We start from the raw sequence: 19,450 nt of genomic DNA, 5'->3' as shown, positions 1-19,450 counted from the left end.
CTATCGGACCTCGACCACAGAGCCCTGCAACCGCTGCAAGGCTTCGTTCACCGGCTGCGGCAGCAATTGGCGCATGCAGTTGTAGTGACCGAAACGGCAGGTGCGCTCAAAGCACGGACTGCACTCCAGGCCCAGGCGCACGACTTCGACCTTATCGGCCAAAGGCGGGGTGAAACCAGGGGAAGTGGAGCCGTACACCGCCACCAATGGGCGGTTCAGCGCGGCGGCGACGTGCATCAGGCCGGAGTCGTTGGACACCACCGAATCAGCGCAGGACAGCAGGTCGATGGCCTCAGCCAGGGACGTGTCGCCACTGAGGTTGACCGACTCTTCGCGAAGGCCGGGAATCAGGCGCTGGCGAATATCTTCACCCACCGGATGATCCTTCTTCGAACCAAACAACCACACCTGCCAACCTTCGCGGATCTTGGCCTCGGCGACCTTGGCGTAGTGTTCCGATGGCCAGCGCTTGGACTCGCCAAACTCGGCCCCTGGGCACAGCGCCAGGACCGGACGGTCGAGTTGCAGGCCGAACTTGGCCAGGGCGGCGTCGCGGCTGACCGGGTCGATCTGCAGGCTCGGGCGCGGATACGGCTTGGGCAACTCGGCACCCGGCTCGTACGCCAGGGCCATGAAACGCTCGATCATCAGCGGGTAGCGGGCTTTGTCCAACCTGCGCACATCATTGAGCAGCACGTAGCGAAACTCGCCGCGCCAGCCGGTGCGTTTGGGGATGCCGGCAAAATACGGCACCAGCGCCGACTTGAGCGAGTTGGGCAACAGGATCGCCTGGTCGTATTCGCCCGCCAAGGATTTACCGATGCGGCGGCGGGTCGCCAACTCCAGGGCACCGTGACCGAGCGGGAAGCTCAAGGCCTTGCGCACCTCGGGCATGCGCTCAAGGATCGGCCGGCTCCACTCAGGGGCGAGCACGTCGATCTGGCAGTCTGGGTAGCGCATGCGCAGGCACTGGAACAGTGTCTGCGCCATCACCATGTCACCGACCCAACTGGGCCCAACGATCAGAATATTCATGTAGTTTCCACAAACGATACGGGGAGGCTTATGCCTCCCCGCCTCGATAATGACTATAAGACCGGGTTTGTGTGAACACCGGTTTGTGTGGGAGCGGGCTTGCTCGCGAAGGCATCACCGCGGTCCGATAGACAGACCGCAGCGCCTGCTTCGCGAGCAAGCCCGCTCCCACATAAAGCCGGTTTCCACATCAGATCGGCGTCGCTCAATTCATCAAGTTTCAGCTTAACCCCAGTTCTTTCCAGATTCGCATCACCTGGCGCCGTTCGTCGGCGAACTGATCCCCGGCCACCGTACCGGCCTCGTTTTGCAAGGCCTGGCGGTGCGCGGCGGAACGGTAGGCCTTATACACCTCACGCAGCAGATGGGCATCGGTGGCGGGCATCAAGCCCACCTGCTCCAGGCCTTCCAGAATGCGGATATTGTCGGTATAGCGCAGCAACGATGGATGTTGCGCAGACCACGCCAAAGCCGCGTATTGCACCATAAATTCAATATCGACGATACCTCCGGCGTCCTGCTTGAGGTCGAACGCCGCCGTGGCTTCGAAGGCATTGGCGCCGGTGCCGGCCGCCGTGGTCTTGGTACCCAGGTTGTCACGCATCTTCGCGCGCATCTCGCTGACCTCCTGGCGCAGCTTCGCCAGGTCCCGCTCCCGGCCCAACACTTTAGCCCGGACGTGTTCAAACGCATGCCCCACATCCTGGCTACCGACCAGCACCCGCGCACGGATCAATGCCTGGTGTTCCCAGGTCCAGGCTTCATTTTGTTGATAGCGATCGAACGCTCCCAGTGAACTGACCAACAGCCCGGAGGCCCCGGAAGGCCGCAGGCGCATGTCCACTTCATACAGCTGGCCGGAGTTGGTCTGGGTGGTCAGCAAGTGAATGATGCGCTGGCCCAGGCGCGTGAAGAACTGCGCGCCATCAATCGGCTTGGCGCCATCGGTTTCAGCCTGCGGATCGCCGTCATGGATAAACACCAGGTCCAGGTCCGAACCATGCCCCAGTTCGATCCCGCCGACTTTCCCGTAACCGACAATAATGAACCCAGGATCGCACAACGTACCGTCCAACCGCTGTGGCGAGCCGTGACGCGCGACGGTCTGGCGCCAGGCCAGGGCCAGCACCTGCTCAAGAATGGCCTCGGCAAGCCAGGTCAGGTAGTCGCTGACTTTCATCAGCGGCAGGCTGCCGGCGATTTCCGACGCGGCCACGCGCAGGCGGTGAGCCAACTTGAAGTGCCGCAAGGCTTCCATCTGCTGCTCAAGGTCGTCCTCGGGGATTCGCGTCAGGCGCTCGCGCAGTTCAGCCGCAAGCTCCGGCGCCAATGGCGGCTTGAACAAACGGCCTTCGTTAAGCAATTCATCCAGCAGCAGCGGGAAGCGGGTGATCTGTTCGGCGATCCACGGGCTGGCGGCGCACAGGGTCAACAGGCGACGCAGGGCATCGGGGTTTTCCGTGAGCAGCACCAGGTAGGCAGAACGCCGGGCGACCGCTTCCACCAGCGGCAACACGCGCTCCAGCACCAGGTCCGGGTTGGCGTGTTCGACAGCCTGGGCGAGCAGACGCGGAATAAATGCATCCAGGCGTTCGCGCCCCAGGCGCTGCATGGCACGCAGTTGCGGGCTGTTGCGCAGGCCGGCCAACGCTTTGAGCGCCTTGGTCGCGTCAGTGAACCCGCCTTCGGCCAATTGGCGGCAGGCCGCTTCGTCGTCTTGGGATTCTTCCCACAACGGCAACCACTCACCGCCCACGACCAGCTCGCTTTCTTCACCCTCTTCTTCGTCTGGATCGGCAATCACTTGACGGAAATGCCAGTCCACGCGCCCGCGCCAGTACATCAGGCGCTCGTGGAACGCGGCCCAGTCGGCGAAGCCCAGCATAAAGGCAATGCGCGCCTGATCTTGCGGGTCGTCCGGGAGCATTTGCGTCTGGCGGTCGGCAATCGCCTGGATCGCATGTTCGGTATAACGCAGGAATTCGTAGCCATTGCGCAATTCGGCGATCACCGCAGGCGGCAGGTAACCCTGGCCTTCCAGGGTGCCGAGCACCTTGAGCAGCGGCCGCTGTTGCAAGCTGAGGTCGCGGCCGCCATGGATCAGTTGGAAGGCCTGGGCGATAAATTCCACTTCGCGGATACCGCCCGAGCCCAGCTTGATATTGTCGGCCATGCCTTTGCGCCGCACTTCCTGCTGGATCAACTGCTTCATGGTGCGCAGCGCTTCGATGGCGGAGAAGTCCAGATAGCGCCGATAAACGAACGGTCGCAGCATATCGAGCAGTTGCGCACCCGCCACCTGGTCGCCCGCCACCACCCGCGCCTTGATCATGGCGTAGCGCTCCCAGTCACGCCCCTGGTCCTGGTAGTACTGCTCCAGCGCATTGAAGCTGAGCACCAACGCGCCCGCTGAACCGTAGGGGCGCAGGCGCATATCGACGCGGAACACAAAGCCGTCAACCGTCATCGGGTCGAGGGCCTTGATCAGTTTTTGACCAAGGCGGATGAAAAATTCCTGGTTGTCCAGCGAGCGTTTAACACCGACGGTTTCGCCGCCTTCGGGATACGCGAAAATCAGGTCGATATCCGACGACAGGTTCAGCTCCACCGCGCCGAGCTTGCCCATGCCGAGGATGACCATGTGCTGCGGCTCGCCGCTGCGCCGGCCGGTAGGCGTGCCGAACTGCGCGCAGTGGCGCTGGTACAGCCACTGGTAGGCCTGGTCGATGCTCGCATCGGCCATATCGGAAAGGTCGCGGCAGGTTTGCACCAGGTCCGCCTGGCGGGTCAAATCGCGCCAGATGATGCGTACTTGCTGGCGGGTACGCTGGCGACGCAACACACGGCCCAGCTCGTCTTCTGTTTCGGCTTGTTGCACTGCGCCAGCAATTTGCCCGCACAGCTCGCCAGGGGCGAACCCCCGGTCCAGCTCGCCCCAGGCCACCAATTCGAGCAACATCAAAGGGTCACGAACACTCTGTTCAATCACGAAATCACTGGCGGCGCACACGCGGACGAAGTCGGCCCACCGTTGCGGCGTCCACGCAGAAAGTCCATGATCGTCGTCCAGCGCGGCCACGGCGTCACGAAATGACTGCTCGGCCCGCTGGGCTTTTGGCAAGAGAATGGCCGGCAGTTCGGCCAGCGTTGGAAGGCTCATGGTCTATCCTTGATCAGCGCGTAAATGGCGGGTTGCGGTGGACGTGATACCGGCGCTACATGAAGGACTGTCGAACAAAGGTTATAAATAGCTGAAAATTCATAGTTGTTGGCAGGGAACATTAAACTTCTACCTTTTCTTGTTCGCAAAAGATCAACAATAACGATTATGCTCACCAGCCAGACCGAGCCATACGCTCAGTCTTGTGTAGTTTTACTACTCGTATATACATTCGAAAGGCTGAAATGGCCGACGATTTGTAGTAAAACTACAGGACGCCGAAGCAACCTTCGGCCATCCAAGAATTTATGTCGTCTGCCCACAAGGCCAGTCGCAAACTTCAGGCAACCGATTCTGGTAGCCTTTCCGCCCTGGAGCAAGCCATGCAAGACCTCGATCCCGTCGAAACCCAGGAATGGCTGGACGCCCTGGAATCGGTTCTCGACAAAGAAGGCGAAGACCGTGCTCACTACCTGATGACCCGTATGGGCGAACTCGCGACCCGCAGCGGCTCGCAACTGCCTTACGCCATCACTACGCCATACCGCAACACCATCCCCGTTACCCACGAAGCACGCATGCCTGGCGACCTGTTCATGGAACGCCGCATTCGCTCGCTGGTACGTTGGAACGCCATGGCGATGGTAATGCGCACGAACTTGAAAGATTCTGACCTGGGCGGTCACATCTCCAGCTTCGCCTCCAGCGCAACCCTGTATGACATCGGCTTCAACTATTTCTTCCAGGCGCCGACCAACGAACACGGCGGCGACCTCATCTACTTCCAGGGCCACACCTCGCCAGGCGTCTACGCCCGTGCGTTCATGGAAGGCCGCATCACCGAAGAGCAGATGAACAACTTCCGCCAGGAAGTCGACGGCCAGGGCCTGTCGTCCTACCCGCACCCTTGGCTGATGCCTGATTTCTGGCAGTTCCCGACCGTTTCCATGGGTCTGGGTCCAATTCAAGCGATCTACCAGGCACGCTTCATGAAGTACCTGGAAGCCCGTGGCTTCATCCCTGAAGGCAAGCAGAAAGTCTGGTGCTTCCTGGGCGACGGCGAGTGTGACGAGCCGGAATCCCTGGGCGCCATCTCCCTGGCCGGCCGCGAGAAGCTCGACAACCTGATCTTCGTCATCAACTGCAACCTGCAGCGCCTCGACGGCCCGGTTCGCGGCAACGGCAAGATCATCCAGGAACTCGAAGGCGTGTTCCGCGGCGCTCACTGGAACGTGACCAAAGTCATCTGGGGCCGTTTCTGGGACCCACTGCTGGCCAAGGACGTCGACGGCATCCTGCAACGTCGCATGGACGAAGTCATCGACGGCGAGTACCAGAACTACAAAGCCAAAGACGGCGCATTCGTGCGTGAACATTTCTTCAACACGCCAGAACTCAAGGCGATGGTTGCAGACCTGTCCGACGACGAGATCTGGAAACTCAACCGTGGCGGCCACGACCCGTACAAGGTCTACGCGGCGTACCACGAAGCGGTCAACCACAAAGAACAACCCACCGTCATCCTGGCCAAGACCATCAAGGGTTATGGCACCGGTGCCGGCGAAGCGAAGAACACTGCGCACAACACCAAGAAAGTCGATGTCGACAGCCTGAAGTTGTTCCGCGACCGCTTCGACATTCCGGTCAAGGACGAAGAGCTGGAAAACCTGCCGTTCTTCAAGCCGGAGCCAAACAGCGCCGAAGCCCGCTACCTGAGCGAGCGTCGCACTGCACTGGGCGGTTTCGTGCCGCAGCGTCGAGCCAAGAGCGTAAGCATTCCGACCCCGCCACTCGATACGCTGAAGGCTATCCTGGACGGCTCGGGCGACCGTGAAATCTCTACCACCATGGCCTTCGTGCGGATCCTCGCGCAGCTGGTCAAGGACAAGGAAATCGGTTCGCGCATCGTCCCGATCATCCCGGACGAAGCCCGTACCTTCGGTATGGAAGGCATGTTCCGCCAGTTGGGCATCTACTCCTCCGTCGGCCAGCTCTACGAGCCAGTCGATAAAGACCAGGTGATGTTCTACAAGGAAGACAAGAAGGGCCAGATCCTCGAAGAAGGCATCAACGAAGCGGGCGCCATGAGCTCCTTCATCGCTGCCGGTACGTCGTACTCCAGCCACAACCAGCCAATGCTGCCGTTCTACATCTTCTACTCGATGTTCGGCTTCCAGCGTATTGGCGACCTGGCGTGGGCAGCAGGCGACAGCCGTACCCGTGGCTTCCTGATCGGCGGTACCGCCGGCCGGACTACGTTGAACGGCGAAGGCCTGCAACACGAAGACGGTCACAGCCACATCCTGGCTGCCACCATCCCGAACTGCCGCACCTTTGATCCAACCTACGGCTATGAGCTGGCGGTGATCATCCAGGACGGCATGAAGAAGATGACCGAAGAACAGCAGGACGTTTTCTACTACATCACCGTGATGAACGAGTCCTACCAGCAACCTGCCATGCCGGCCGGTGTTGAGGAAGGCATCATCAAGGGCATGTACCTGCTCGAAGAAGACACCAAGGAAGCGGCGCACCACGTGCAGCTGATGGGCTCCGGCACCATCCTGCGTGAAGTGCGTGAAGCGGCGAAGATCCTGCGTGACGAGTTCAACGTCGGCGCTGACGTGTGGAGCGTTACCAGCTTCAACGAACTGCGTCGCGACGGCCTGGCCGTTGAGCGCAACAACCGCCTGCACCCTGGCCAGAAGCCACAACTGAGCTACGTCGAAGAATGCCTGAACGGCCGTAAAGGTCCGGTCATCGCGTCCACCGACTACATGAAGCTGTTTGCTGAACAAATTCGCCAGTGGGTCCCGTCCAAGGAATTCAAAGTCCTGGGCACCGACGGTTTCGGCCGCAGTGACAGCCGCAAGAAGCTGCGTCACTTCTTCGAAGTCGACCGTCACTTCGTGGTGTTGGCAGCCCTGGAAGCCTTGGCTGACCGTGGTGAGATCGAACCCAAGGTGGTGGCTGACGCTATCGTCAAGTTCGGGATCAACCCGGAAAAACGCAACCCACTGGACTGCTGAGGAGATTTTTTGTGAGCGAACTCATTCGCGTACCTGACATCGGCAGCGGTGAAGGTGAAGTAATCGAGCTGTTTGTGAAGGTCGGCGACACCGTCGAAGCCGACCAGAGCATCCTGACCCTGGAGTCGGACAAGGCGAGCATGGAAATCCCTGCTCCCAAGGCCGGCGTGGTCAAGAGCCTGAAAGTGAAGCTGGGCGACCGCCTGAAAGAAGGCGACGAACTGCTGGAACTGGAAATCGAAGGGGCTGCTGATGCAGCGCCTGCTGCCGCTGCCGCACCCGCGCCTGCTGCTGAAAAGCCTGCTGCTGCCGAGGCCCCTGCAGCCCCTGCGGCTGCAGAACCTGCCGCCGCCAGCGTTCAGGACATCCACGTCCCGGACATCGGCTCGTCGGGCAAGGCCAAGATCATCGAGCTGCTGGTCAAGGTCGGCGACACCGTCGAAGCCGACCAGTCGCTGATCACCCTGGAGTCCGACAAGGCCTCCATGGAAATCCCTTCGCCGGCTGCCGGCGTGGTGGAAAGCATCGCGGTCAAGCTGGAAGACGAAGTCGGCACCGGTGACTTCATCCTCAAGCTGAAAGTACAAGGCGCTGCGCCTGCAGCCGCTCCAGCACCAGCCGCTGCTCCGGCTGCCAAGGCTGAAGCTGCTCCGGCTGCTGCCGCCCCTGCGCCTGCTGCAAAAGCTGAGGCCGCTCCGGCCCCTGCTGCTGCCGCACCTGCGCTAAGTGGTGCCAAGGTTCACGCCGGTCCTGCCGTGCGTCAATTGGCCCGTGAATTCGGCGTTGAGCTGAATGCTGTGTCGGCAACCGGCCCTCACGGCCGCGTGCTGAAGGAAGACGTTCAGGTCTACGTCAAATCCATGATGCAGAAAGCCAAGGAAGCGCCGGCTGCCGGTGGCGCTACCGGTGGTTCGGGCATTCCGCCAATCCGCACCGTGGACTTCAGCCGCTTCGGCGAAACCGAAGAAGTGCCGATGACCCGTCTGATGCAAATCGGCGCGTCGAGCCTGCACGCGAGCTGGCTGAACATCCCGCACGTGACTCAGTTCGACCAGGCCGACATCACCGACCTGGAAGCTTTCCGCGTTGCGCAGAAAGCCGTGGCCGAGAAGGCCGGCGTGAAACTGACCGTGCTGCCACTGCTGCTCAAGGCGTGTGCGCACCTGCTCAAGGAACTGCCGGACTTCAACAGTTCGCTGGCGCCAAGCGGCAAGGCGATCATTCGCAAGAAATACGTGCACATTGGCTTTGCCGTCGACACCCCGGAAGGCCTGCTGGTACCGGTCATCAAGAACGTCGACCAGAAGAGCCTGCTGCAACTCGCTGCCGAAGCCGCTGCACTGGCTGCCAAGGCCCGCGACAAGAAGCTCACCGCAGACGACATGCAAGGCGCGTGCTTCACCATCTCCAGCCTCGGCCACATTGGCGGCACTGGCTTCACGCCAATCGTCAACGCGCCGGAAGTGGCGATCCTGGGTGTGTCCAAGGCCACTATCCAGCCTGTGTGGGACGGTAAAGCGTTCCAGCCTAAGCTGATGTTGCCGCTGTCGCTGTCCTACGATCACCGCGTGATCAACGGCGCCGCTGCTGCTCGCTTCACGCAGCGCTTGAGCCAACTGCTGAACGACATCCGCACCATCCTGCTGTAAGTCTCAACGGGCCTCCTCCTCACCAAGGAGGCCTGGTTGCACCGATTTCCGAGCGCCACGCTCGTACCTCAACCCCGCCACTTGGCGGGGCTTTTTTTGCCTGTTTTCCAGCAGGAAGCTGGATAAAGAAGACAGGTTTGTACACCTTCCATCATTCCGATTGAAGAAACCCCTCCCGCGGCCGATAACCCCCTTATAGCACTTAGCCTTCATCCTCTCTTGTCAGCCTGCGCCGCATGATGCAACCTTGCCGCAGGCAACAGAAAAGAGGGCGTAAGCCCGGCGCCGTGCGCGTTATTTCAAGTGAGTCTGCCCCATGAAAAGCCAACCCGATGTCGCCCGAATGGCGGCCGAGGTAGTGACGCAGTTACCGGTGCCTTCGCGCCTCGGTATGCTGCGTTTCGAGCGGCTTAATGAGGCAAGCTGGGCCCTCCTTTACCTCGACCCCAATTGCGAGCGCCAATTCGGTCTGTCGGCTGTAGAGTTGTGTGCCCTGCTCGGCACGCCCTACGCCAGCCTGATGGAACCCCAGGCGCGTTATGAACTGCACGACACCATCCAGCAGCAACTGGCCCTGAGCCCTCACTACTTGGTGCGCTATACCCTGCACACCAATGATGGCCCGCTGAGCCTGCTGGAAATGGGCGAAGCCTATAAACAACATAATCGCCACCTGCTGCGCGGCTACCTGATGGTGGTCGACGGCCTGTTCAGCGAACTCCCCGCTGCCGTGCCCACGGCAGACCTGGAAAACCAGAACAGCCGCCTGCAGATCGCACTGGAGCTCAACCAGCGCGCCCAGCAGGAACAGTTGCAACACTTGGAGCGGGTGCGTGCCCAACAGGAGTTGATCCTGCTGCTGGCCCGGCAGCGCTACACCACCAACAATTCGTTGCAAGAAGCCGCTGAGCTGATCACCCGCAGTGCCTGTGATATCTACCAGATCGACTGCGCCAGCATCTGGAACCTCGAAGGCCAGCGCCTGGTGCCCATCTCGGCCTACCACCGCGACGACCAGCAGCACCACCTGCCCGACCCCATTGACGCAAGCTGCTTCCCGGATTACCTCGAAGCCCTGCACACCAGCCGCGCCATTGACGCCACCAACGCCTTGCGCGACCCGCGTACCCGGGAAATGGCCGAGAACAAAGACATTCACGCCATGCTCGACGCGAGCATCCGCGTCGATGGCCAGGTCGTCGGCGTGTTGTGCCTGGAACAAAGCAGCTGCACGCGCGCCTGGCAGGCCGACGAAATTGCCTTTGCCGGCGAACTGGCCGATCAGTTCGCGCAAGTTATCAACAACCACAACCGCCGCACCGCCACCAGTGCCTTGCACTTGTTCCAGCGTGCCGTGGAACAAAGCGCCAACGCGTTTTTGCTGGTCAACTGCGACGGCGTGGTGGAGTACGTCAACCCAAGCTTTACCGCGATCACCCAGTACAGCGCCGAAGAAGTCCACGGCCACCGCCTGGCCCAATTGCCGGCGCTGGAAAACCTCAGCGAATTACTGTTCGACGCACCGTCGAGCCTGGCCAAGAGCAACAGCTGGCAGGGCGAATTCAAAAGCCGGCGTAAAAACCTCGAACCCTACTGGGGCCAACTGTCGATTTCCAAGGTCTATGGCGATAACCGTGAGCTGACGCACTACATCGGCATCTACGAAGACATCACCCAGACCAAGCTGGCCCAGCAGCGCATCGAGCGCCTGGCCTACACCGACAACTTGACCAACCTGGGCAACCGCCCCTCGTTTATCCGCAACCTGGATGAACGTTTTGCACGTGACAGCGACAGCCCGATCAGCCTGTTGCTGGTGGACATCGATAACTTCAAGCGAATCAACGACAGCCTTGGCCACCAGACCGGTGACAAACTGTTGATCAGCCTGGCGCGCCGCCTGCGCAACAGCCTGAGCGCCAGCGGCAGCCTGGCCCGCTTTGCCAGCAACGAGTTTGCGGTACTGCTCGACGACACCGATCTGGAGACCGGCCAGCAGGTCGCCAGCCAACTGCTCGCGACCCTCGACAAACCGATGTTCGTCGATAATCAGTTGATCAGCGTCACCGGCTCCGTGGGCCTCGCCTGCGCGCCGCTGCATGGCCGCGATCCGCAAACCCTGATGCGCAACGCCGGCCTGGCCCTGCACAAGGCCAAGGCCAACGGTAAACACCAGGTGCAAGTGTTTACCGAAGCCCTGAATGCCGAAGCCAGCTACAAACTGTTCGTGGAAAACAACCTGCGCCGCGCCCTCACCCAGAACGAGTTGGACGTGTTCTACCAGCCCAAGCTGTGCCTGCGCAGCGGCCGCTTGCTGGGCATGGAGGCGCTGCTGCGCTGGAACCACCCGGAAAAGGGCATGATCCGCCCGGACCAGTTCATCAGCGTGGCTGAAGAGACCGGGCTGATCATCCCCATCGGCAAATGGATTGCGCGCCAGGCCTGCCGCATGAGCAAGCAACTGAGTGCCGCCGGCATGGGCAATCTGCAGGTGGCGATCAACCTGTCGCCCAAGCAGTTCTCTGACCCGGACCTGGTCGCGTCGATTGCCACGATCCTCAAGGAAGAACAACTGCCGGCCAATCTGCTGGAACTGGAGTTGACCGAAGGATTGCTGCTCGAAGCCACCGAAGACACGCGCTTGCAACTCGATCAGCTGAAAAGCTTTGGCCTGACATTGGCCATGGATGACTTCGGCACCGGTTACTCGTCGTTGAGCTACTTGAAAAAATTCCCCATCGACATCATCAAGATTGATCGCAGCTTCATTCACGAAATCCCGGACAACCAGGACGACATGGAAATCACCTCAGCGGTGATCGCCATGGCCCACAACCTTAAGCTCAAGGTCGTGGCCGAGGGCATCGAGACGGTCGAGCAACTGGCGTTCCTGCGCCGGCACCGTTGCGATGTCGGCCAGGGTTACCTGTTTGACCGCCCAATCCCCGGCGCAGAGCTGCTTGATAAGCTCAAACGCTATCCGCGCGGGCCAATCGCCTGACAGCGTTGTAACACTCGGGCACACTGGCGGTCTGAATTCGCATCTAACTCAACCTGACTGAGAGGACTGATCATGGTCTTGCGCTCGGAAATTCTGGTGAACAAAAACGTGCTGCCAACTCAAGAACAAGCGTTGCCTGGTCGTGAAACCCCAATGACGCTGCCAGAGACTCATTTCGTCAACGGCAACCCGCTGCTGGGGCCGTTCCTCGATGACGTCGGCTTTGCGATCTTCGGCCTGGGTTGTTTCTGGGGCGCCGAGCGCAAGTTCTGGGAGCGCGATGGCGTGGTCAGTACCGTGGTGGGTTACGCCGGCGGTTACACGCCGAACCCGACCTATGAAGAAGTCTGCTCGGGCCTGACCGGCCACAGTGAAGTGGTGCTGGTGGTGTATGACCAAGCCAAAGTGAAATACGAAGACCTGCTGAAGATGTTCTGGGAACTGCACAACCCAACCCAGGGCATGCGCCAGGGGAATGACATTGGCAGCCAGTACCGCTCGGTGATCTATGCGACCACGCCGGAGCAGTTGGCGGCGGCGCAGGCCAGTGCTGATGCCTATCAGGCTGAATTGACCAAGGCCGGCCTGGGTGAGATCACGACGGAAATCGAAGAAGCGCCGACGGTGTACTTCGCCGAGACGTATCACCAGCAGTATCTGGCGAAGAACCCGCAGGGCTATTGCGGGATCGGCGGTACGGGCGTGAGCTGCCCGATCTGACGCTATATCTAGGGTTATTGTAGTGAGCGGGCTTGCCCCGCGCTGGGCTGCGTAGCAGCCCCACAACCTCACACTGCGGTTTACCTGAAACATCTCAGTGGATTTATTGGGGCCGCTACGCAACCCAGCGCGGGGCAAGCCCGCTCACTACACCAACGCCCTTCACTGCAGTTATTCAGCGATCAGCCAATCCATCTGCCACCCACCCTGGGTCTGCCCAAGTTTTTTGGACAACCACGGCAGCAGCTCACGCAACTCCTCCTCCAGCCCCCACGGCGGGTTGGCGATTGCCAGGCCCGAGCCGGTCAGGGTGTTGGGCGTGTCCAGCGGATGCACCAGCAACTCCACACGCAGCAACTTCGGCGCACCGGTGCCGGCCAGGTCTTGGTAGAAACGGCGCAACAGGCGCTGGTCCTTCACCGGGTACCAGATGGCCGCGACGGTCTGGCGCATGCGGCTCACGGCTTCTTTGAGGGACGCCGCGCAACGTTGCATCTCGTCGAGTTTCTCGAACGGCGGATCAATCAGCATCAGCGCGCGCTTTTCCGGCACCGGCAGCAAGGCACGTGGCACATGCCAGCCTTCGCCCAAGTGCACCTTGACCCGGCGATCACCTTTCATGTTGTCCTTGAGCAGTAGACCGTCTTCCGGATGCATTTCATTGAGCAGTACGCGGTCCTGTGGACGCGTGAGGCGCCGCGCCAGCTCCGGCGAGCCCGGGTAGTAGCGCAACTCGCCATCCGGGTTCATTTCGTGCAATACACGCATGTAATCGGCGGTCAGCGGCGGCAGGTCGCTTTCGCCCCACAGGCGCGCGATGCCTTCCAGGTATTCACCGGTGCGGTTGGCCTGGTCGCCTTGCAGGTCGTACAGACCGATGCCGGCGTGGGTGTCGAGGTAGGCGAACGGCTGCTCCTTGCGCGACATCAGGGCGATGAGGCGGGTCAAGGTCAGGTGTTTGAAGACATCGGCGTGGTTGCCGGCGTGAAAGGCGTGACGATAATTCATGGTTGCTCCTGCGCAGGGGGCGAAGTTTACCTTTTACGCAGGCTCAGGTGCAGGGTGGCGTGCCGGGCGGTGCTTATATCGTAAAGACAGGAAGCTGGTTGAAAAAAATCTAAATGTCAGCACTGGAGCAGATTTATTGTGGCCATCCACTATCCAGGGAGGTCAATAACAATCATGAAAGACGCCACCATCGCGCTGCATCACGGCTTCAAGTCCGATCCGACTACCAAGGCCGTCGCCGTGCCGATCTATCAGAATGTCGCTTTCGAATTCGATAACGCCCAGCACGGCGCCGACCTGTTCAACCTGGACGTACCCGGCAATATCTACACACGGATCATGAACCCCACCAACGATGTGCTGGAGCAGCGCATTGCCGCCCTTGAAGGGGGTATTGCCGCCCTGGCGGTGTCGGCCGGCAGCGCGGCGATCCATTATGCGATCCAGACCCTCACCCGTGCCGGCGACAATATCGTCACCACCCCGCAACTCTACGGCGGCACCTACACCTTGTTCGCGCACTTGCTGCCGAGCTTCGGCGTCGATGTACGTTTCGCCCGGGATGACTCTGCAGAAGCCATCGCCGCGCTGATCGACGACAACACCAAGCTGGTGTACTGCGAAAGCATCGGCAACCCAGCCGGCAATATCGTCGACCTGGAAGCCTTGGCCAAGGTGGCCCGCGCCCGTGGCGTGCCGCTGATGGTGGATAACACCGTCGCCACGCCGATCCTGTGCAAGCCGATCCAGTTCGGCGCCGATATCGTGGTGCACTCGGTGACCAAGTACATCGGTGGCCACGGCAATTCCCTGGGCGGTGTGATCGTCGACAGTGGCACCTTCCCCTGGACCGACTACCCAGAAAAATTCCCCGGCCTCAACACCCCCGAGCCGGCCTATCACGGCGTGGTATACACGGAAAAATTCGGCCCCGCCGCCTTTATCGCCCGCGCTCGCACCGTGCCGCTGCGCAACACCGGCGCGGCGCTGGCACCGATGAATGCTTTCCTGCTGTTACAGGGCCTGGAAACCCTGGCCCTGCGCATGGAGCGCCATACCGAAAACGCCCTGAAAGTTGCGCAATTCCTGCAAGACCACGCGGATGTCGAGTGGGTCAGCTACGCCGGCCTGCCAGACCATCCACATCACGTATTGGCGCAGAAATACATGCAGGGTAAACCGTCGGCGATCCTGTCGTTTGGCCTAAAGGGTGGTTACGAGGCCGGTGTGCGCTTCTACGACGCGCTGCAGATCTTCAAGCGATTGGTAAACATCGGCGATGCCAAATCCTTGGCCTGTCACCCCGCCTCTACCACCCATCGGCAGATGAACGAGCAGGAACAAGCCAAGGCCGGCGTGAAGCCGGAGATGATTCGCCTGTCAGTCGGTATCGAGGCGATTGAAGACCTGATCGAAGATCTGCAGCAGGCACTGGGGTCAACTCAGCTCTGAGGCCAGATAGTCGGCCAGCGCCTGATGGCTGACATCCGGACCGCGCGAGAAGTAGGCGACCTTGTGCTGCAAGGTCGTCGGCGGGAAAGCGGTGTAGAGGTCGGGGCGCTGCTCTTCCAGCCACTGCAGCAAGTTGCCGATAAGGGTTTGCGGCGATTGCCCGGCCAGGTGCTCCAATAACGGTGCAGGCACCCGCCACCACGGGCTGGCTTTAGCCGCCGTGACCGGGCCAGTCGCAACGGTCAGCGACTGGCCATTGATCAGGTAACGCTGGAATACCGGCAACACCTCCCCCCCTACTTGCTGGAGGATCGGTAGCATCTGATCGCCATCCCATAAACGCAAAAACACCTCCTGGCCATCGGGCAGGTACACCTTGGTCAAGCCTTGCAGATGTGCCACCACCCTTTCCAACGGGCTCGACGATATGGCCAGCCACCCCCAATCCGTTGCGTCAGTGGAGGCGGCCCAATCGAGGAAAGGGCTGCCCGGTTCGACGATACCCAAGTAGGGCATTACCTCTTCCCATGTCGCATAGGCGGTGCCGGCCCAAACGGGTTGCAGTGGGGCGCCGACGGCAAGCGCCCGCCAAGCCTCCAAAGGCTTGGCGTCGCTGGCAGCGCCCAATACCGCGAAGAGTTGTTCACCAGCAAGCAAGGGTTGATGCATCGACGTAAAGTCCTTTTAAGGTGGAGGTCAGGTGAGATCACACTGGCCGTTTTTACAACGCTCACACTCTTCGCAAAACGGCGCGCTGCGCTTCAGACTCGCGATCTGTACGCGGCTCAGCGGTGCAGGAATCACGGCCAGCAACTTCTCTTTCACGCCAGGAATCAACGGCGCGGACGTCGGAACAGCCGAGCCGCCGAGCTGAATCGGTACGCTGCTGAAAATGCCGCCCGCAGACAGCGTGATCGACTGCCCACCGGCCTGAATCGTGACGGTCGCGCCTGCATCGATGACAACGCTTTGCCCTGCACCGATCTGGATGGTCTGCCCGGCGCGCACCTGCTGCGAGCCGCCAACCACCAGATGGTCGTCTTGCTTGAGGTCGGTCAAGCGGTTGCCATGGGTTATGCACTGCTCTTCGCCCTGCAGTTCATGGTGCGACTCACCGCCCACCTTCACCCGATGGTCATGCAGCACATGCTGCGTCCAATCACGCTGGGCACGCAGGTAGATTTCCTCGGCCCCCTTGCGATCCTCAATGCGTAGCTCGTTGTAGCCACCCCCGCCTGGGCTGCTTTGGCTGCGGAAAATGCTGCGGGTCTTGTCCGCCGGCAAGTCGAGGGGCACCTGGGTTGCCGCGTTAGCCAAGCAGCCCACCACCAGCGGCATATCCATATCACAATTGACGAAGCCCACCAGCACTTCCATCCCGACTCGCGGGATCACGACCGAACCATAACGGTCATGCGCCCAAGCGCTGGCAACCCGCAGCCAGCAACTGGAATGGTCGTTATGTTCTCCGGCGCGATCCCACGCCAACTGCACCTTGACCCGGCCGTATTCATCACAATGAATTTCACTGTCGACGGGGCCGGTCACCGTTGCGTTTTGATAGCCAGCAATGCTCGGGCGAGGCTGCTCTGGCATTGGCGGCCGGAAAACCACATCCCACGGGGCGGCGGCGAATTCGTTGCGATAGCCCTGGCGAAAATCCCCGCCCGACACCTCGGTTACAAGCTCTTCCAGTACCTGGGGCTGCTTGCCCTCATGGGTTACTTTCGTCACCAACCACAAGGCGTTCCAGTCTTCGCGCGGGTGACCGGCCAGCCTGAGGAACCGCCCGCTGACCAGAGCAGGTTCATCACCACTGCCACAGGCGACACGATAGTCGCTGCGATGACGCTCCAGGCCACGCTGTGCGAGGTATTTGCCATGGGCACGGTCGCTGAAGTGGCCGGGATAATCCTGCGCTTCGAGCTTGGGTAACTGCTCGCCAGACACCGCGCTTTCCAGCGCCAGGCTGGGTTTGCGAAAGTCATAGTCGCGCAGGTTGATTGCCGTGGCGCGGGTCTGCACCTGCACCGTAAACCGCTTGATCGCCGGGGTGTCCGCGACCATCCCTGAACCGGGAGTGTAAGGAGTGGGCTGATCCGCTTGGGCAAACACCGTCTGGTCATCGCCGAATACCAGCAAATGCCCCTCGGCGGAATGCTGGAAGTGATAGTGAATGCCCAACTCGGCACAAAGCCGCTGAATGAAGGCCAGATCAGTTTCGCCAAACTGCACGCAATACTCGCGCTCGGGGTAGGTGCCGCTGAGCCGGAACTCGAAGCGGTCGCTCTGGATCCCCTGCCCCTCCAGCACCTGCGCAACAATCTGCGGTACGGTCTTGTGCTGGAAAATACGCTGGTGACTGCTGTGCGCCAGATAGGCCAGCTGCGGTACAAGCGTCATTTGATAACGCGTCAGTCGGCGTCCTGAATCACCTTGCGCCACTCGGTGAACCAGACCATGAACACCATGGCCCCGATCATCAAACCCAAGATACACCGGGTGATGCAGCAGGCTTTCCAGGTCGAGATCGGGTTGCTCGGCGACCAGTTCGAGTTCAAAACAGTAGGGTTGGCTGATGGACTCAACACCCCTGAACTCGAACACCTTGAGTTCACTGGGCTCCCCATCGAGGGTCAGGGTGAAGGCACTTTGATTGGCAGGAGCGAACATCCGGTGTTTCTCTGCGAGGGATAGGTGGCAGATTCTGCACCAACGTTTCACCCTGCTGAGCACACCCCAAACAAATCAGTAAAACCCTACACGCACGCGCCAGAACTTTCTTCAGTCCCACGTAAACCACACACAAAAAAAGGCCCGCCATCGGTAGGACGCGGGCCTTTTTTTCAGTTCGTAGGGCGCTTCACGCCCAGCGAATTACTTATTGAGGTTGTAGTCTTTTTCCGCCGCGTCAAAGCGCTCGACCATACCAGCAGTCGGTGCGCCCATCTTGCTTACGAAGTAGATCGCGAGGCTGGCGAAGATGAAGCCTGGGATGATTTCGTACAGGCCCAGCAACTCAAAGTGTTTCCACACGATCACGGTGATCGCGCCGACCAGGATGCCAGCCAGTGCGCCGTCGCGGGTCATGCCTTTCCAGATGACCGAAATCAGCACCACAGGACCGAACGCGGCGCCGAAACCGGCCCATGCATAGCTCACCAGGCCCAGTACGCGGTTTTCCGGGTTGGCGGCCATGGCGATGGCAATCAGGGCAACCAGCAGCACCATCAGGCGACCGACCCACACCAGCTCGAGCTGGGAGGCGTTTTTGCGTAGGAAGGTTTTGTAGAAGTCTTCGGTCAGGGCGCTGGAGCACACCAGCAACTGGCAGCTCAGCGTGCTCATGACGGCAGCGAGAATGGCCGATAGCAAAACACCGGCAACCCATGGGTTGAACAGGATTTTTGCCAGCTCGATAAACACGCGCTCAGGGTTTTCAGTCACTGCGCCGGCCACTTCCGGGTGCGCCGAGAAGTAGGCGATACCAAAGAAGCCCACGGCCACAGTGCCACCCAGGCACAGGATCATCCAGGCCATGGAGATGCGACGCGCCTTGGCAATCGACTTCACCGAGTCCGCCGCCATGAAACGCGCGAGGATGTGCGGCTGGCCGAAGTAACCCAGGCCCCAACCCATCAGCGAGATGACGCCGATAAAGGTGGTGTTTTTCAGCATATCGAAGTTGGTCGGGTCCTTGGCTTCGATGGCCAGGAAGGTGGTGTCAACACCACCGGTAGCCAGCAGCACGATAATCGGCGTCAGGATCAGCGCGAAGATCATCAGCGTGGCTTGTACGGTATCGGTCCAGCTCACTGCCAGGAAACCACCGACGAAGGTGTAGGCAATGGTCGCTGCAGCACCGGCCCACAGCGCGGTCTCGTAGGACATGCCGAAGGTGCTTTCGAACAGGCGAGCACCGGCCACGATGCCGGAGGCGCAGTAAATGGTGAAGAACACCAGGATCACCACGGCGGAGATGATCCGCAGCAGGCCGCTTTTATCTTCGAAACGGCTGGAGAAGTAATCCGGCAGGGTCAGGGCGTCACCGTTGTGCTCGGTCTGGACCCGCAGGCGACCGGCGACGAACAGCCAGTTGAGGTAGGCACCGACGATCAGGCCGATAGCGATCCAGCTTTCCGACAGGCCGGACATGTAGATCGCGCCCGGCAGGCCCATCAACAACCAGCCGCTCATATCTGAGGCGCCGGCCGACAAGGCAGTCACTACGCTACCAAGGCTACGGCCGCCCAGGATGTAATCGGAAAGGTTATTGGTGGATCGATAGGCCATGAAGCCGATCAGCACCATTGCTGCGATATAGATCACGAACGTGATCAGGGTTGGATTACTAACGCTCATAGGAGTGACGCCCTGGCTTTGTTTTTATGTAGCG

11 protein-coding genes are annotated in these 19,450 nt (G+C 60.6%); 5 read left to right on the top strand and 6 right to left on the bottom strand.

Annotation, left to right across the window (positions count from 1 at the left end; all coding sequences use genetic code 11):
- Together waaF and glnE are read right to left on the bottom strand one after the other, a co-directional pair.
- Entirely contained in the window at positions 1–1,035 is a 1,035-nt protein-coding gene (gene waaF, locus HU722_RS03220; protein ID WP_065879862.1) for a lipopolysaccharide heptosyltransferase II, read from the bottom strand.
- A gap of 220 nt (positions 1,036–1,255) precedes the next feature.
- On the bottom strand, positions 1,256–4,195 hold the full coding sequence (glnE, locus tag HU722_RS03215) for a bifunctional [glutamate--ammonia ligase]-adenylyl-L-tyrosine phosphorylase/[glutamate--ammonia-ligase] adenylyltransferase (RefSeq protein WP_065875269.1): 2,940 nt from the start codon (positions 4,193–4,195) through the stop codon (positions 1,256–1,258).
- A gap of 383 nt (positions 4,196–4,578) precedes the next feature.
- On the opposite strand from glnE, the gene aceE reads away from it, so the two are divergent.
- The 4 genes from aceE to msrA all read left to right on the top strand — a co-directional run bounded on the left by aceE (position 4,579) and on the right by msrA (position 12,594).
- On the top strand, positions 4,579–7,224 hold the full coding sequence (gene aceE / locus HU722_RS03210) for a pyruvate dehydrogenase (acetyl-transferring), homodimeric type (protein ID WP_065875270.1): 2,646 nt from the start codon (positions 4,579–4,581) through the stop codon (positions 7,222–7,224).
- Positions 7,225–7,235: 11 nt separating this feature from the next.
- Positions 7,236–8,873, top strand: coding sequence for a dihydrolipoyllysine-residue acetyltransferase (gene aceF / locus HU722_RS03205; RefSeq protein WP_065889127.1), 1,638 nt, complete (start codon positions 7,236–7,238; stop codon positions 8,871–8,873).
- Between the two features lie 316 nt (positions 8,874–9,189).
- Positions 9,190–11,874 carry a putative bifunctional diguanylate cyclase/phosphodiesterase gene (locus HU722_RS03200; RefSeq protein WP_065875273.1) on the top strand — a complete coding sequence of 895 codons (2,685 nt, stop codon included), beginning with the start codon at positions 9,190–9,192 and terminating at the stop codon, positions 11,872–11,874.
- Between the two features lie 72 nt (positions 11,875–11,946).
- On the top strand, positions 11,947–12,594 hold the full coding sequence (msrA, locus tag HU722_RS03195; RefSeq protein ID WP_065875274.1) for a peptide-methionine (S)-S-oxide reductase MsrA: 648 nt from the start codon (positions 11,947–11,949) through the stop codon (positions 12,592–12,594).
- Positions 12,595–12,765: 171 nt separating this feature from the next.
- Here the strand turns inward: msrA and HU722_RS03190 are convergent, their stop codons facing one another.
- Positions 12,766–13,602 (bottom strand): 23S rRNA (adenine(2030)-N(6))-methyltransferase RlmJ, encoded by an 837-nt coding sequence (locus HU722_RS03190; protein WP_065889131.1) that lies wholly within the window; start codon positions 13,600–13,602, stop codon positions 12,766–12,768.
- 174 nt (positions 13,603–13,776) lie between these two features.
- Here HU722_RS03190 and HU722_RS03185 point away from each other — a divergent pair, with 174 nt between their 5' ends.
- The gene (locus HU722_RS03185) at positions 13,777–15,054 is read left to right on the top strand and encodes an O-acetylhomoserine aminocarboxypropyltransferase/cysteine synthase family protein (protein WP_065875275.1); all 1,278 of its coding nucleotides are present in this window, start codon (positions 13,777–13,779) and stop codon (positions 15,052–15,054) included.
- On the opposite strand, the gene HU722_RS03180 is transcribed toward HU722_RS03185, so the two are convergent.
- From HU722_RS03180 to putP, 3 genes are all read right to left on the bottom strand, one after another.
- Positions 15,040–15,723 carry a DUF4123 domain-containing protein gene (locus HU722_RS03180; protein WP_065889133.1) on the bottom strand — a complete coding sequence of 228 codons (684 nt, stop codon included), beginning with the start codon at positions 15,721–15,723 and terminating at the stop codon, positions 15,040–15,042. The two genes, HU722_RS03185 and HU722_RS03180, sit on opposite strands and share 15 nt — an antisense overlap.
- Before the next feature lie 27 nt (positions 15,724–15,750).
- Positions 15,751–17,727 carry a type VI secretion system Vgr family protein gene (locus HU722_RS03175; protein ID WP_186753336.1) on the bottom strand — a complete coding sequence of 659 codons (1,977 nt, stop codon included), beginning with the start codon at positions 17,725–17,727 and terminating at the stop codon, positions 15,751–15,753.
- A gap of 204 nt (positions 17,728–17,931) precedes the next feature.
- Entirely contained in the window at positions 17,932–19,416 is a 1,485-nt protein-coding gene (gene putP, locus HU722_RS03170; protein WP_065875278.1) for a sodium/proline symporter PutP, read from the bottom strand.
- Positions 19,417–19,450: the final 34 nt, after the last annotated feature.

Origin of the sequence: Pseudomonas tritici (assembly GCF_014268275.3) — a bacterium.
GTDB lineage: Bacteria > Pseudomonadota > Gammaproteobacteria > Pseudomonadales > Pseudomonadaceae > Aquipseudomonas > Aquipseudomonas tritici.
Note: the sequence above shows the minus strand (reverse complement) of the source record. Positions and strands in the feature narration are given on the sequence as shown.